The sequence below is a fragment of the Pseudomonas salomonii genome (genome assembly GCF_900107155.1).
Lineage (GTDB): Bacteria > Pseudomonadota > Gammaproteobacteria > Pseudomonadales > Pseudomonadaceae > Aquipseudomonas > Aquipseudomonas salomonii.
The window spans coordinates 80480-94932 of the sequence record NZ_FNOX01000008.1 but is presented as its reverse complement, the minus strand read 5'-3'; the positions used below and the strand labels follow the sequence as shown (position 1 = coordinate 94932).

Annotated in this window: 12 protein-coding genes; 7 read left to right on the top strand and 5 right to left on the bottom strand. The window is 62.0% G+C overall.

Going from position 1 to position 14453, the window contains the following annotated elements:
• Positions 1–209 precede the first annotated feature (209 nt).
• The gene (locus BLV67_RS18800) at positions 210–2027 is read left to right on the top strand and encodes a sigma-54-dependent Fis family transcriptional regulator (protein WP_069785875.1); all 1818 of its coding nucleotides are present in this window, start codon (positions 210–212) and stop codon (positions 2025–2027) included.
• Position 2028: 1 nt separating this feature from the next.
• Here the strand turns inward: BLV67_RS18800 and BLV67_RS18795 are convergent, their stop codons facing one another.
• The 3 genes from BLV67_RS18795 to BLV67_RS18785 all read right to left on the bottom strand — a co-directional run bounded on the left by BLV67_RS18795 (position 2029) and on the right by BLV67_RS18785 (position 5855).
• Complete coding sequence (locus tag BLV67_RS18795; RefSeq protein ID WP_069785876.1) at positions 2029–2961, bottom strand: FecR family protein; 933 nt, start codon at positions 2959–2961, stop codon at positions 2029–2031.
• Complete coding sequence (locus tag BLV67_RS18790) at positions 2958–3500, bottom strand: sigma-70 family RNA polymerase sigma factor (protein ID WP_069785877.1); 543 nt, start codon at positions 3498–3500, stop codon at positions 2958–2960. The genes BLV67_RS18795 and BLV67_RS18790 overlap by 4 nt, the downstream gene beginning before the upstream one ends.
• A gap of 240 nt (positions 3501–3740) precedes the next feature.
• Complete coding sequence (locus BLV67_RS18785) at positions 3741–5855, bottom strand: TonB-dependent receptor family protein (protein ID WP_069785878.1); 2115 nt, start codon at positions 5853–5855, stop codon at positions 3741–3743.
• A gap of 242 nt (positions 5856–6097) precedes the next feature.
• Here BLV67_RS18785 and BLV67_RS32975 point away from each other — a divergent pair, with 242 nt between their 5' ends.
• From BLV67_RS32975 to BLV67_RS33135, 3 genes are all read left to right on the top strand, one after another.
• Complete coding sequence (locus BLV67_RS32975; protein ID WP_017137721.1) at positions 6098–6256, top strand: hypothetical protein; 159 nt, start codon at positions 6098–6100, stop codon at positions 6254–6256.
• 5 nt (positions 6257–6261) lie between these two features.
• A complete protein-coding gene (locus BLV67_RS18780) occupies positions 6262–6888 on the top strand; it encodes a helix-turn-helix domain-containing protein (protein ID WP_069785879.1) in 627 nt (208 codons plus the stop codon).
• Between the two features lie 67 nt (positions 6889–6955).
• Positions 6956–7465, top strand: coding sequence for a hypothetical protein (locus BLV67_RS33135; protein ID WP_065930242.1), 510 nt, complete (start codon positions 6956–6958; stop codon positions 7463–7465).
• Positions 7466–7705: 240 nt separating this feature from the next.
• On the opposite strand, the gene BLV67_RS18770 is transcribed toward BLV67_RS33135, so the two are convergent.
• Together BLV67_RS18770 and BLV67_RS18765 are read right to left on the bottom strand one after the other, a co-directional pair.
• Positions 7706–8005 carry a hypothetical protein gene (locus BLV67_RS18770; protein ID WP_069785880.1) on the bottom strand — a complete coding sequence of 100 codons (300 nt, stop codon included), beginning with the start codon at positions 8003–8005 and terminating at the stop codon, positions 7706–7708.
• Between the two features lie 117 nt (positions 8006–8122).
• Positions 8123–8863 (bottom strand): hypothetical protein, encoded by a 741-nt coding sequence (locus BLV67_RS18765; protein ID WP_069785881.1) that lies wholly within the window; start codon positions 8861–8863, stop codon positions 8123–8125.
• Positions 8864–9557: 694 nt separating this feature from the next.
• Here BLV67_RS18765 and BLV67_RS18760 point away from each other — a divergent pair.
• Genes BLV67_RS18760 through BLV67_RS18750 form a run of 3 tightly spaced genes read left to right on the top strand, consistent with a single transcriptional unit; the run spans position 9558 to position 13607 of the window.
• On the top strand, positions 9558–10016 hold the full coding sequence (locus BLV67_RS18760; RefSeq protein ID WP_065930245.1) for a (2Fe-2S)-binding protein: 459 nt from the start codon (positions 9558–9560) through the stop codon (positions 10014–10016).
• Positions 10016–12253 carry a xanthine dehydrogenase family protein molybdopterin-binding subunit gene (locus BLV67_RS18755; protein ID WP_069785882.1) on the top strand — a complete coding sequence of 746 codons (2238 nt, stop codon included), beginning with the start codon at positions 10016–10018 and terminating at the stop codon, positions 12251–12253. Before BLV67_RS18760 ends, BLV67_RS18755 begins: the two co-directional genes overlap by 1 nt.
• Before the next feature lie 16 nt (positions 12254–12269).
• Positions 12270–13607 (top strand): c-type cytochrome, encoded by a 1338-nt coding sequence (locus BLV67_RS18750; RefSeq protein WP_069785883.1) that lies wholly within the window; start codon positions 12270–12272, stop codon positions 13605–13607.
• Positions 13608–14453: the final 846 nt, after the last annotated feature.

Here is a 14453-nt window from a genome sequence, read left to right as displayed (position 1 = left end):
TGTAAGGAAATGCGCCGAACAAGACGTTCAGGCATGAACACAAATGAACAATCAGCGCTGAACAACTGAACAGCGGGCGGGTTGACATTGAACAATTCTGAACAACAATCGATGGGCGCCACAGATTTAATGTGGGAGCAGGCAAGCCAGCTCCCACAGTTGGACGGCGCAAGGCTTGATAACAATAAAAATAAAAGAAGGTCGCCCCCATGGCCGAACCCCTCGCACACGACACCCTTATCCAGGAATCCTGGCGCCGTTGCCGCGCCTTCGGCCTGGACCACCAGAGCACGCCCAGCTTCGATCAGCTGCCCGCCGAAGGCATCAGCCAGTTGCTCGAAAGCCAGCATTCCCTGGTGCAGACCACCCATCAGGAAGTGCTGCCCTACTACGAAAACATCCTCAGCAATTCCAACTGCCTGATCATGCTGGCCGACAATCAGGGCCAGGTGCTGACCTCGTGGGGCACCCAGCGTTTTATCGAGCCGAAGCTGGCGCGCGGCTTCAGTGCCGGCGCCAGTTGGATGGAGCGCTCCAGCGGCACCAATGCCATCGGCACCGCGCTGGCCTGTGCCCAGGCGGTGCATATCGAGCACGATGAACACTTCCTCAAGGCCAACCGCTTCATGACCGGCTCGGCGGCGCCTATCTTTGATGCCCAGCGCGAAATCATTGCCGTGCTGGATGTGTCCAGCGACAGCTACCTGCCGCCCTCCCACACTTTGGGCATGGTCAAGATGATGAGCCAGACCGTCGAGAACCGGCTGATCCTTAACTTGTTTCGCGGCGAGCATTTTCAACTGACCTTCAACACCGGCCTGAACAACCTCGACAGCCAGTGGGCGGGCCTGATCATTTTTGATGACAGCGGCCAGGTGCTATCGGCCAACCGCCGCGCCGATAACTTGCTGGGCATCAGCCTGTCGCGGGTGCTGATCGACAGCTTGTTCAAGGTCTCGTTGTTGGAGTTGCTGAATCAACCGGAGGGCTTGCCGTTCTCGTTGCAGGCGGCGGGCCGCAATCGGTTCCAGTGTTTATTGAAGCGGCCGCAGAAGATGCCGGTGCAGGCACGGGTCTTTGCTGAGCCCAAACCCGGCAAACCTGCGCCGATGAGCATCCAGACCCTGCATTTTGGCGATGTGCGCGTGGAAAAGGCCGTGCGCCAGGCCGAGCGATTGCTGGAAAAGGACATTCCGTTGTTGATTCACGGCGAGACCGGCGTCGGCAAAGAGGTATTCGTCAAAGCCCTGCACCAGGCCAGCTCGCGCAGCAAACAGGCGTTCATTGCGGTGAACTGTGCAGCGATCCCCGCCGAACTGGTCGAGTCCGAGCTGTTTGGCTATGAAAAAGGCGCTTTCACCGGTGCCAACCAGAAAGGCAGCATCGGCCTGATCCGCAAGGCGGACAAGGGCACGCTGTTTCTGGATGAAATTGGCGACATGCCCCTGCCGACCCAGGCCCGCTTGCTGCGCGTGCTACAGGAGCGCTGCGTGCAGCCGGTGGGCAGCAGCGAGCTGTTCCCGGTGGACTTGCGCATTATCTCGGCCACCAACCGCGTGCTGCGCGACTGGGTGCAGGCCGGGCACTTTCGTGAGGATTTGTACTACCGCATCGGTGGCCTGACCCTGGAACTGCCGCCCTTGCGCGAGCGCACCGACAAACAGGCGCTGTTCCAGCAGTTGTGGCAGCAGCACCGTGAGCCGACCCAATGGGCCGGGCTGAGTGCCGAGGTGCTGGCCTTGTTCGAGCAGCACCCGTGGCCGGGCAACCTGCGCCAGGTCAGCAGCGTGTTGCAGGTGGCGCTGGCAATGGCCGAGGAGCAACCGGTGCGACCGGAGCATCTGCCGGATGATTTTTTCGTCGATTTGAACGTGGCGGCGCCCTTGCCCACCCGGCAAAGCCTGGAAGACAGCAGCGACCTGGCCCAACGCCTGAAAGCGGCGGGCGGCAACATCTCGCACCTGGCGCGGGAGCTGGGCGTAAGCCGCAACACCCTGTACAAGCGCCTGCGCCAGCACGAAGGTTGAGCTAGCGCGGTTTGACCACCACCATCAGGTCGGTGAAGTACTCCACTCGGATCGGCAGGTTATCGGCCAGCGCCGAGAGCGCAGCCGCCGTGTCGTCGAGTTTGAACACCCCGGAAACGCGCAGGTTTTTCAACGCCTGGGCATCGAAGCGCACCAGGCCGTGGCGGTAGCTGGCCAGGGTTTGCAGCACCTCACTCAGCGGTTGGTCGTTGACCTTGAGCAAGCCACGGGTCCAGGCATCCGGGTCGGCGCTGGTGCTGGCCTGGACAGGCCCCGCGTGGCCATGATCAAGAATCGCGCGCTGCCCGGCCGTGACCTTGACGCCCTCGCCCGTGTCGCCTTTGACCGCCACGGCGGACTCGATCACCGTGACCACCGTGCTGCCGTCCGCCGCACGCTTGACCAGATAACGCGTGCCCAGGGCCGTGGCCGTGCCTTGATCGGTGCGTACCACGAACGGCCGTTGCGCGTCCCTGGCCACGTCAACCCACAGCTCGCCTTGCAGCAGTTCGATCACGCGCTGGTGGCCGTCGAATTTCACGTCCACGGCCGAATTGCTGTTGAGCTGCAACTGGCTGCCGTCTTCAAGGGCGACCTGGCGACGCTCGCCGATGCCGGTGCGCTGATCGGCCATCCACACCGGCATGTGCTGCACACCGAACCAGCCGCACAGCACTACGCCGAGCACACCCAAGGCCTGCACCCTGCGCGACCGTTGGGGCGCAAAGGCACGATTCAGGGCGATGCGTGCCGGTTGCGCGGGCAACGTATCGAAGTCACCCCAGAGCGAGCGCATGCGCTCGATGGCCACGGCATGGCGCGGGTCGGCCTGGCACCAGGTGTTGAAGGCTTGGCGTTCGGCCTCGCTGACGTCTTCATCGTGCAGCCGCGTCAGCCAATTCGCCGCTTGTTGAATGATGTGTTCGGAGTTCACGGCAACAGGTCCGCCCCGTACAGGCTGTGGTAGCAATGCACCAGCGCGGTGGACAGGTAGTTTTTGACCGTGCTGGATGACACCTCAAGGCGCGTGGCGATCTCACTGTAGGTGAGCCCGTCCAGGCGGCTTAACAGGAAGGCTTCACGGGTTTTCGCCGGCAGGCCGGCGAGCATCTCGGCGATGCGCTCCAGGGCTTGCAGCGCCACATGGATGGCGGCCGGGTCGGGCATGCCGGCATCTTCACACTGCACCAGCAGGGCTTGCAGGTAGGCCTTTTCGATCCGGCGGCGGCGCGCGCCATCGATCAACAGGCGCCCGGCAGTGGTGGCGAGAAAGGCGCGAGGTTCCTTGATGGCCTGCGGATCGGCCAGCATCAACACGCGGATAAACGCATCGTGGGCCAGGTCGGCGGCGTAGTGGGAACAGCCGAGTTTTTTGCGCAGCCAGCCGTGCAACCAGGCATGGTGCTCGCGGTACATCGCCGTAAGGGTCTGCTGACGGGCGCAATCGCCTGGCGCGGCCGGAATGTCATGCATGCGCAAAAACTTCTCAAATGGGAAATATTACCAATTGCGCAAACAATGCCAGTAAAACGGCGACGGGGCAAGGGCCACTCGGATGGCCCGGATGCCGTGGGCGGGCTTGTGTGGGAGCTGGCTTGCCTGCGATGGCATCACCTCAGTTCAACTGAATGACCGAGGCGTCTGCATCGCAGGCAAGCCAGCTCCCACACACGCCAGCTCCCACAGTTCGACCTCGCTGACAGCTAAATCTGCTTAACGCCAACTCCAGGAAACACCGGTATAGATTCCGCGCCCATCGGCCGGCGTAGACCGCGCCACATCCACCCCCTTGTCGTCATACCCCGGCGTGACGGTATTGGCATAACGCCGATTGGTGAGGTTGCGCAGATCAACCCAGGCTTGCCAGTCCTGTTTCGGCGCGTCGTAGCCGAAGGTGGCGCCCAGGGTTGTGTACGCTGCGGCGTAGTAAGAGTTGGCGTAATCCACCGCCACCCGTGAAGCGTGCTCGGTGTTGAGGCTGGTGTAGAAACCGGTCGGGTGGCTGTAGCGCACCTGCGCCTGGTAGTAATGCTTGGGGATGCCCGGCAAGGTGTTGGCGCCGAAGCGGTCGTCGTCGCGGTAGTGGAAATCGCTGTAGGTGTAGGCCTGGCGCAAGGCCACCTGGCCATTGCGACCGCCGTCCCACAACGGGCTGAGCAGGCTCAGTTCCACGCCCTGGTGCACGGTGGGGCTGGCGTTGGCCTCGGCGACCACGGCGCTGCTGGTCTGGGTCTGCGCCTGGGTTTCCACAGCGAGCAGTTCGTGACGCACTTCGGAGCGGTACAGCGCCAGGTCCCACTGGCCGAACCATTGCTCACCGCGCCCGCCTATCTCCAGGGTGGTGGCGGTCTGATTGCGCAAGCTCACGCCTTCGCGCGCCAGTCCGTTAGCGGGGCCGCCCGAAAAGTACTTGTTGGAACCCCAGATCATCGACCACGCGTGCGGCGGCTCGACCGAACGGCTGAGGTTGCCATACACCTGCAACTGCGGGGTGAAGTCATAGCGCAGGCCAATGCGCGGCGCGTAGTCCCAATCATGCTGACTGAGCGGTGCCTGCCCTTCGGGGTAGCTGACCTGGGTTTCGCGGCGGGTGTAGATCGCCGCCAGGCCGGTGGTCAGCCACAGGTCTTGCGCCAGTTCCAGTTCGTTGCCGATATGCAGCACCGTGTCGGAACCCAGGTAGCTGTAGTCGCGGGTTTTGGTGCCCGGGGCGTAATAGGTGGCCGGGTTGCTCGACGGCACGCGCACATATTCCGAGGCGCCGTTGTTCGGCATCGCCTGGGTGGTGCGCAGGCCAACGGTGGTTTTACTGGCGTGGCCGAACCAACTGTCCTGGCGGATGTAGTTCAGGGTGCCGCTCACATCCGTGTAGGCGACTTTCAGGCGGTTAAGCCCTTCGCGCAAATCCATCGGGTAGTCGTGATAGGCCAGCCCCACCTCGACGCGAGCATTGTCATCGAGCTGCAAGGTGGTCTTGTTGGCGATCCAGGTCGAGCCCGGCTGCAGGCGTTTGGAGTCGCGGGCGGCATTGAGGCGGTTCGCGGCGCTGGGGTCATGGCTGATCTGATAGCGCGTCAGCTTGCCGGGGCTGTCGTTGGTGGTCTCGCGGTAGCGAAAATAGAAGCGCGTTTCCAGGTCCGGGTTGAAGCGGTAGCCGAAGTTGGCCGCGATGCCCTTGCCGGTGCCGGCGCTCTGATGCTGGTAGCCGTCGGATTCGGAGTCGGTGAGGCTGATGTAATAGTCGGCGTCGCCCAGCACCTGGCCGGAGCTGATTTCGCGCTGGGCATAACCGCGACTGCCCACTTCGTAGCGTACCTGCAACTTCGGCGCGTCATAGCCGGTGTGCGTGACATAGTTGACCGAGCCCCCCAGGGCCAGGGCGCCCTGGTCAAAACCGTTGGCGCCGCGCAGCACCTCGACGCGGCTCTGCCACAGCGGGTCCTTGAGTTCATAGGGCGTGCCGCCGGGGCCGGTGAGCGGCAAACCGTCGAGCATTTCATACAGGCCCGAGGCGTGGGAGCCGGGGCTGCGGTTCAGGCCAGAACCGCGAATCGACAGCTTCACCCCTTCATTATTCGCCGCCTTGGCGTAGACGCCGGCCTGGTACTTGAACACGTCTTCGTTGGTGCTGACGCGCCCCTGCTGCACGCTGCTCATATCGATGAAGTTGGTGCCGCCGGGCACGCTCTTGAGCTGCGCCTGGGCCATTTCGGCGTCGCTGGCTTCGCTGCCGGAGACCTCGACCGGGGCCAGTTGCAGGGTGTCGGCGTGCGCCAGTGAACTGAGGGTCAGGGCGGCAAACAGCAGTGGGGGTTGGCGCAACAGCATGGGTCAAATCCTTGGCATTCGGGGGCGTGAAAAAGCCTCGGCCATCACGCGAACAGTGATGGGAAGCCAGGCAGGTTCACCAGGTCACGCTTAATTAACGGACCGGACCCTTCCCACAACAGCCTCGGACCGGGATTATTTTCTAAGTCCAAAATCGCATTAACACATGCAAACTCAGTATTTAAAGAAATAACCAGCACGCATTACTGTGGAGCCATTGAGTCGCCCACGAGATTTCCCCCATGCAAACATCCGCCAGCGTTATTGACTTCACCCTCCACCGTAAACGCCGTCAGGCGCGTGCCGCGGCCGAGCTGATGTGGGCCATGTACGCGGCACGCGCGGGGCTTGCGGTGTTCTCCGCCCACACCGCAACCGCCAGTGATACGCGCCGGGCGTAACGCCGATGAATTTTTTACAGGTACTGCCCGAATCAGCCGACCCCCTGCCAAAACCTGCGATTGAGGATGACGACACCAGCCTGTGCGTGGCGCAGAACCTGCAACGGTTGCGCAGTAAACGCCACCTTTCGCTGGACGGGCTGGCACGCGCGTGCGGCGTGAGCCGTGCGATGCTGGCGCAGATCGAGTCCGGGCGCAGCGTGCCGTCGATCAAGGTGCTGTGCAAAATCGCCAAAGGCTTGAAGGTGTCGGTCGCGGCGTTTTTGGAGGACCGTGGGTTTGAAGGCGTCGAGGTGTTGCCGGCGCAACAGAGCAAACGCCTGGTGAGTGCCGACGGGGCATTCGTCAGCCGTGCGTTGTTTCCCTTTGATACCGCACGCCAATCGGAATTTTACGAAATCCGCCTGCGGGCACTCGGCGAGGAAGTTTCAGCCGGTCACGGCCCCGGCATTCAGGAAAACCTGGTGGTGGCCCAGGGCGTACTGGAAGTCAGCGTCAACGATGAGCGCTACTTGCTCTCCACCGGCGACTCGATCCTGTTCTACGCCGACCAGCCCCACCGCTACCGCAACCCGGCGGACAGCGAGGCGGTGGCATTTTTGGTGATCACCTACCCGGAACGCCTGGACTGAATGCAAAAAGCCCCGACAAGTCGGGGCTTTTTTTTTGCACATGTTTTACGCAGCAGGGGGTCAGCAAGTGCAGCACATCATCGGCATGCCGTTGCAGCTCATCATCATTGGCATGGCGCAGTCGTTCATCAGCTTGTTCATGAGCATGCAGCAGTTATCCATCATGGCCATGCTCATGCCTGGCATCGGCATCATTTTGCACATCATGCTGTCGCCCATGAGGGTGCATTCCATCATGCACTTGATCATCGGCATCGACATGCCCATGGTCATCATCGGCATGTTCATGTCAGCCATCATCTTCATGGCATCGGCCGACATGCACAGCATCGACATGTTTGCGCACTGCATCATCATCGGCATGCCGCAGTTCATCATCATCGCCATCATCTCGGCGTTGGTCTTGAACTGCGCCATGTCCATACCGGCCGCCGGCTTCATGGTGCACATCATGGCATCGCCCGCCATTTCGCACTTCATGGTCGCCATCATCATCGGCATGCCCATCATCGGCATCATTGGCATGGACGTGTTCATCGGCATCTGCATTGCGTTCATCATGTTCGAAACTCCGTAATCGACAGGAAATGGCTAAGTTCTGGCGCCGATTCTAGAGACACCGGGCGACGGTGCAAGACGACGGCAGAGCAGCACAAACGGCTGTTCGGGAGCTTGCTTGGGTGATCAACACAGCGACGTTTTACGTGATAACAGACGAATTGCTGCAAAGACGTTTAAAGCCGCTACTGGCACCGCATAAACGTCAGCATGGATATGCGATTAAAGCCTTGCGACCTCACTTAAGGAAATAAACGATCTAACCCGAGGGCAAAACCCGGTAATCGGTCTCGTCCGTCAGCGGTTCGATCGAGCGCATGAAATCATCCGCCTCAGACCCCCTGGGGAAACTGAACCCCGCCATTTCATCGCATGCCAGAATCCCGGCCAGGGCTTTGCGTAACTGAGACTCCGCCGGCGAGTCGCGCAGCAGTTTATGTGCGGTCAATAACACCTCGGCAGGAACGCCTTGGGCGCTTGCCACATCGATTACCGCAAAGAGGATAAATCGCAGGCGAACTTCGCGATCCGTAGGCCAAACCGTTTTTCGCTTACCCAAGGTAGGCACTCATCCGTTGAGAAAAGCCCGAGGCTATTGCCCACCGAAGGGTGTTTCAAGCACAGGGGATTAAGATAGGCCATTTCCTACATTTGAAAGGGAAATACCGTACCTACATCACTGCACCGGCAAGAAATTCATCAGCAGCAAACTCTGCGCATAGTTGAGCGCCACACGTCGGTAGCGCTCATCGAGCATCTGGGCGAGCAGGTCCAGGCGCGCAACCACTTTGCCGAACTCGACGGCAAAGCTGAGGTTGCTGCCCTCCTCCGATATCTCGTTGGAAAACAGCAGCAACACCCCGTTGGCGTCCTGGCGCTGGCTGAGCAGCCAGGTGGCTTTCTCGATATTACGTGCGGCGTTGCTGACAAACTGCGGGTTGATCGAGTCGGTCATATAAAACTGGGTGCGGCCGCCGTGGGCGGTCACCAGCATGCTGCCGATCGCGTAGATAAACGCGCCGACCCGGTCGCCTTTGAAGTCGGGGCTCAACGAGTAACTCAAGGCCGCGAGATCGCGCCGCTCGCCCAGGGCCGGCAGCGGTTGCTGCTGCTCGATGGCCTGGCGGATTTCCCGCGCGGCGCTCACCGCATCCGGGTAACCGGATTGGCGCCACTGGTTGGGGTTGCGCAGATAAAGCTTGCTCATCAGCAGATACAGGCTTTGCAGGTTGTCACGCATGCTCAAGGTTGCCATGCGGTCGACACTGGTCTGAAAGAACTCATCGGGCCTGCCATTGCTGAACTGGCTGGCGATATCGCGGCCCTGCTGCTGGCTGCAACCGCTGGCAAACAGTGCCAATAGAGCCGCTGACAACAACGGCCAGCGCGTGAAAAAAATATGTGAAGTTCGATCCATCGGCACCGGGTCTGATTGTGCTGCCCACACTCTGAATGAGTGGGGTCATGACAGGGGTAGATCAGGAGAATCAAAAAAAGTGCGGCGAGCCGGGTCGGTTCAGAGGTTGCCTACGCACAAAAGAGTGCCTATAGGATCGTTCCCACGCGCCACAAAGGAATGCCGCCCTGGACGCTCCGCGTCCCGCTACTAACGCCGTGACGCAGAGCGTCAGAGGATGCGTCCACGCGGAGCGTGGGAACGATCAAACCGCCGGCAGTGCATCAGGATCGTTCCCACGCGCCGCAAAGGAATGCCGCCCTGGACGCTCCGCGTCCCGCTTCTGACGCCGTGACGCGGAGCGTCAGAGGATGCGTTACCACGCGGAGCGTGGGAACGATCAAACCGCTGGCAGTGCATCAGGATCGTTCCCATGCTCTGCGTGGGAATGCCGCCCTGGACGCTCCGCGTCCCGCTTCTGACGCCGTGACGCAGAGCGTCAGAGGATGCGTTACCACGCGGAGCGTGGGAACGATCAAGCCGCCAGTAGTGCATTCCTGCGAAATACTTGCCTGATCCTCCGACTTATCGACTGGTGGATAGATAGCTTTTGCGCCGTGGTCTAGAGTGCAACGATGGGCCACGAGTCCAACATTCTTATAAGAGCTCAAAAGGGCTCAGCACCACCAACCGATGATCAGCAGGTAAACCCGCCATGGAATTACGTATCAACCAAAAGACCTACCAGGTCGATGCCGACGCCGACACGCCGCTGCTGTGGGTGATCCGCGACGACCTCGGCATGACCGGCACCAAGTATGGCTGTGGCCTGGCCCAGTGCGGCGCGTGTTCGGTGCTGGTGGACGGCAACGTGGTGCGCTCTTGCGTCACGCCGGTGGCGGGCGTGGTCGGCCGCGAGGTCACGACCATCGAGGCCATTGAGGACGATGCGGTGGGCAAGCATGTAGTCGCTGCCTGGGTCGAACATCAGGTGGCGCAATGCGGTTATTGCCAGTCCGGGCAGGTGATGGCGGCCACGGCGCTGCTCAAGCACACCCCCGCGCCGACGGTCGCGCAAATTGATGCGGCGATGGTCAACCTGTGCCGCTGCGGCACCTATAACGCCATCCACACCGCCATGCAGGATTTGGCCCAGCAGAAGGAGCGCGTCTGATGAATACGCGCAACGAACTGCTGGATGTGGCCCTGGGCGAGCCGGTCAACCTGTCGCGCCGGCGTTTTCTGGCCAGCACCGCCGTGGGCGCACTGGTGATTGGTTTCGGCTTGCCGCTGGGAAGCGGCCGCGCCTTCGCGGCCACCGCCAACCCTGCGGAGCGCGGCACGCAGGTGCCGGCGTTTCTGGAGATTCGCCCGGACGGCACGGTGCGCCTGCTCAGCCCCTTTATGGAAGGCGGCCAAGGCACCCACACCGCCATGGCGCAAATTGTCGGTGAAGAACTGGACGCCGACCCTGCCACCTTTGTCGTCGAGGCCGCGCCACCGGGCGATGCCTATGTGGTGATGGAAAACGGCATGCGCATCACCGGCGGCAGCATGTCGGTGCGCATGAGTTACCCGACCATGCGTCGCCTGGGCGCCCTCGCCCGCGCCATGCTGTTGCAGGCCGGCGCCGAGCAACTGGGCGTGCCGGTCGCGCAACTGACCACCACACCCGGCCGCGTAGTACACGCCGCTTCGGGCCGCTCGCTGGGCTACGGCGAACTGGCCAGCCGCGCCCTCGACATGCCGGTGCCTGACCCGTCCACCATCACCCTGCGCGACCCGAGCCAGTTCCGCTGGATCGGCAAGCCGGTCAAACGCCTGGATGCCTACGACAAATCCACCGGCAAGGCGCAATACAGCATCGACCTCAAGGTCGACGGCATGCTCCACGCCGCCGTGCAGCATGCGCCGCGCCTGGGCATGACCGTGGGCAGCCTGCGCAATCAGTCCCAGGTCGAAGCCATGAAAGGCGTGCACTCGGTGCATCAATTGCCTGGCGCCGTAGCCGTGGTGGCCGAGCGCTGGTGGCACGCCAAGCGTGCAGTAGAAGCTATTCAGGTCGAATGGCTGGAAGCCGCCGCCGACTCCACAGTGCGCGCCATGCCGGCAGACTTTTCCAGCGACAAATACCGTGACTTCCTCGCCGCCCAGCAAGGCCCGGCCCGCGACGAAGAAAACGAAGGCGACGTCAACGCCACATTGGCAAACGCCAAGACCAAGGTCGAAGCCACTTACCACAACCAGTACGTTAACCATGCCCAACTGGAGCCGCCATCGGCCCTGGCGCGCTATAACCCGGACGGCACGCTGGAAGTCTGGCTGCCGAACCAGGCACCCGACATGTTCCGCGCCGATATCGCCAAGCGCACCGGGCTGGATGTGTCAAAGATCACCCTGCATTCGCCGTTGCTGGGCGGCTTTTTCGGCCGGCATTTTCTGTATGACTCGGCCAACCCGTACCCGCAGGCCGTCGCGCTGGCTAAGGCTGTGGGCCGCCCGGTCAAGCTGATCTGGAGCCGCGAAGAAGAGTTCCTGCGTGATGTGCTGCGCCCGGTCGCAGTGGTCAAGTTCCGCGCGGCGCTGGATGACAAAGGCTTGCCGGTGGCCATCGAAGCCGTGAGCGCCACCGAAGGCCCGTCCGAAGCCATCGCCGGCAAACAGGGCGACAAAATCGACCCGACGGCCCTTGAAGGGTTGTCGGGCAAGTCCTACGCGATTCCCAACAAACGCATCGCCCAGATCTACGTCAAAGGCCCGACCATGCTTGGCTACTGGCGTTCGGTGGGCAACTCGCTGAATGACTTTTTCTACGAAGCCTTCCTCGATGAACTGGCCGACAAAGGCGGCCATGACCCGTATGAGTTGCGCCTGCACTTGCTGCGCGACAACAAACGCCTGACCACCTTGCTGCAAGCGGTGGGCGAGTTGTCCGGTGGCTGGAAGCGTGGCCCCTACACCGCCGAAGACGGCAGCCGGCGTGCCCGTGGCGTGGCCATGGCCTCGCCCTTTGGCTCGCATGCGGCGGTGGTTGCCGAAGTGTCGATCGAAAACGGCCAGGTCAAGGTGCATAACATCTGGGAAGCCATCGACCCTGGCAGCATCGTCAACCCGGCGATCATCGAGGCCCAGGTCAATGGCGCCGTAGCGTTGGGCTTGTCACAAACGTTGGTGGAAGAAGCGGTGTACGTGGACGGTAAACCACGGGCGCGCAACTACGACCTTTACCCGATCCTGCCACCCTCGCGGATGGCCAAGGTGCACGTAAAGATCGTCGAGAGCGGCGAAAAGATGGGCGGTATCGGCGAGCCGCCGCTGCCCGCAGTGGCGCCTGCCGTGGCCAATGCGGTGGCGCACTTGACCGGCCAGCGCATCCGCAGTCTGCCCCTGAGCCGCTACACCTTCGCCTGACCGACAAGGAACGCCTATGAACAACCAACGATTGGCTAGAACCGCTGGCTGGCTGGTGCTGGCCGGCGCAGTCGCCGCCGGCCTGCTGGCCTGGTACGTCACCCGTCAACCGGCTTCGCCTTTTGAACAGGCCAACGCCACGGCTGACCCGACCCTGGTCAGCCGTGGCGAATACGTCGCCCGCGTCAGTGATTGCGTGGCCTGCCACAGCCTGCCGGGCAAAGCGCCGTTTGCCGGCGGCCTGGAGATGGCCACGCCGCTGGGCGCCATTCATGCCACCAACATCACGCCGGACAAAAACGTCGGCATCGGCACCTACAGCCTCGCCGACTTCGACCGCGCCGTGCGCCACGGCGTGGCGCCGGGTGGGCGACGGCTCTACCCGGCCATGCCCTACCCGTCCTACGTAAAACTCAGCGACGACGACATGCGTGCGCTGTATGCGTTTTTCATGCAAGGCGTGCAACCGGCCAGCGAGCCGAACATCCCCAGCAGCATCCCGTGGCCACTGAACATGCGCTGGCCCATCGCACTGTGGAACGGCGTGTTCGCGCCGACTAAAACCTATGCCGCCAAACCCGAGCAGGACGCGTTGTGGAACCGTGGCGCCTATATCGTCCAGGGCCCAGGCCATTGCGGCAGTTGCCACACGCCGCGTGGGCTGGCGTTTAACGAGAAGGCATTGGACGAGTCCGGCGCACCGTTCCTCGCCGGTGCCCTGCTCGACGGTTGGTATGCACCGAGTCTGCGTCAGGACCACAACACCGGTTTGGGCCGCTGGAGCGAGCCGGAGATTGTGCAGTTCCTCAAAACCGGGCGTAATAAACACGCGGTGGTGTATGGCTCGATGACCGAGGCGTTTAACAACTCCACACAGTTCATGCAGGACGACGACCTGGCGGCCATAGCGCGTTATCTCAAATCACTGCCGGGCGACCCGCAGCGTGACGGTTCGCCGTGGCAATACCAAACGGCAGCACTCGACACGAGCGCTCCGGGTGCCCACACCTACGCCACCCGCTGCGCCTCTTGCCATGGCCTGGACGGCAAAGGCCAGCCGGAGTGGATGCCACCGTTGGCCGGGGCCACCTCAGCCCTGGCCAAGGAAAGCGCCTCGGCGATCAACATCACCCTCAATGGCTCGCAACGCATCGTGACCGCGGGTGTGCCGGATGCGTACCGCATGCCAGCGTTCCGCGAGCAATTGTCCGACCAGGAAATCGCCCAGGTGTTGAGCTACGTGCGCGGCACATGGGGCAACAACGGCGGCGCGGTGGAGGCTGCGGCGGTGAACAAGCTGCGCGGGCATACGGACCCGGCCAGTAGTAGCCCGATCATTTTGCATATGCGCTGACAGATCGTTAACAGATCATTCCCACGCTCCCGCGTGGGAATGCAGCCCGTGACGCTCCGCGTCACAGCTGCGCAAAACTTGAATGTTGTGAGCGGGACGCAGAGCGTCCCAGGCTGCATTCCCACGCAGAGCGCGGGAACGATCTGATGGCCGCAGGCTACCAGCCATACAAGAGGGTCCAGAGGATACAGCCAGCAAACCATACCATCCCAAAATGATGCGGCCACACCGCCCAACGCTTGAGGGACAGAGGGACGGCCGCCACCTCTGCCTCGGTCACCTCGCCTCTTTTGATGTGAAATTTAGGCATGCCCAACAGGTCACTGATCACGAGCATGATAGATCGTTCCCACGCTCCCGCGTGGGAATGCAGCCCGTGACGCTCCGCGTCGCACCTGCGCAAAACTTGAATGTTGTGGGCGGGACGCGGAGCGTCCCAGGCTGCGTTCCTTTGCTGCGCGTGGGAACGATCTGTGGCGGGATTAGTGGCATTTGGTCATGGTTTTTAAAGGGCCAGCAGGGCGCGTCTCTTTAAATTGCAGGACGTTTCCTAGACAATCCTTGCCGCCTTGTGCCTGTTGGAATCGGTGGCTAGTCTGCGATCCGTCACTGCTTATCAGTGATCGGGTTTAGTCGCTCGGTATTCCAAAAGGTGCATGGTCCTCCATGAGGTTTTATGGTGGCTGTGCGCAGGGCGCCCTCGGGTGCGCCGGTTTTTACCTTTTGGTCCGGTCGACTAACCTGCGTACAGCCGCCACCCTACGTTTAGTCGCGAACGGTTCGGCTCCCTGAATCCAAAAGGTAGCTAAACAATGAAAAAAGTCGTCCCCGACCCACCCCGCAACG

What these genes read in the sequence shown, in the direction of transcription:
- BLV67_RS18800 (WP_069785875.1), top strand. Translation starts at nt 210, where the DNA reads ATGGCCGAACCCCTCGCACACGACACCCTTATCCAGGAATCCTGGCGC.
- BLV67_RS18750 (WP_069785883.1), top strand. Translation starts at nt 12,270, where the DNA reads ATGAACAACCAACGATTGGCTAGAACCGCTGGCTGGCTGGTGCTGGCC.
- BLV67_RS18755 (WP_069785882.1), top strand. Translation starts at nt 10,016, where the DNA reads ATGAATACGCGCAACGAACTGCTGGATGTGGCCCTGGGCGAGCCGGTC.
- BLV67_RS18760 (WP_065930245.1), top strand. Translation starts at nt 9,558, where the DNA reads ATGGAATTACGTATCAACCAAAAGACCTACCAGGTCGATGCCGACGCC.
- BLV67_RS32975 (WP_017137721.1), top strand. Translation starts at nt 6,098, where the DNA reads ATGCAAACATCCGCCAGCGTTATTGACTTCACCCTCCACCGTAAACGC.
- BLV67_RS18765 (WP_069785881.1), bottom strand. Translation starts at nt 8,863, where the DNA reads ATGGATCGAACTTCACATATTTTTTTCACGCGCTGGCCGTTGTTGTCA.
- BLV67_RS18790 (WP_069785877.1), bottom strand. Translation starts at nt 3,500, where the DNA reads ATGCATGACATTCCGGCCGCGCCAGGCGATTGCGCCCGTCAGCAGACC.
- BLV67_RS18780 (WP_069785879.1), top strand. Translation starts at nt 6,262, where the DNA reads ATGAATTTTTTACAGGTACTGCCCGAATCAGCCGACCCCCTGCCAAAA.
- BLV67_RS18785 (WP_069785878.1), bottom strand. Translation starts at nt 5,855, where the DNA reads ATGCTGTTGCGCCAACCCCCACTGCTGTTTGCCGCCCTGACCCTCAGT.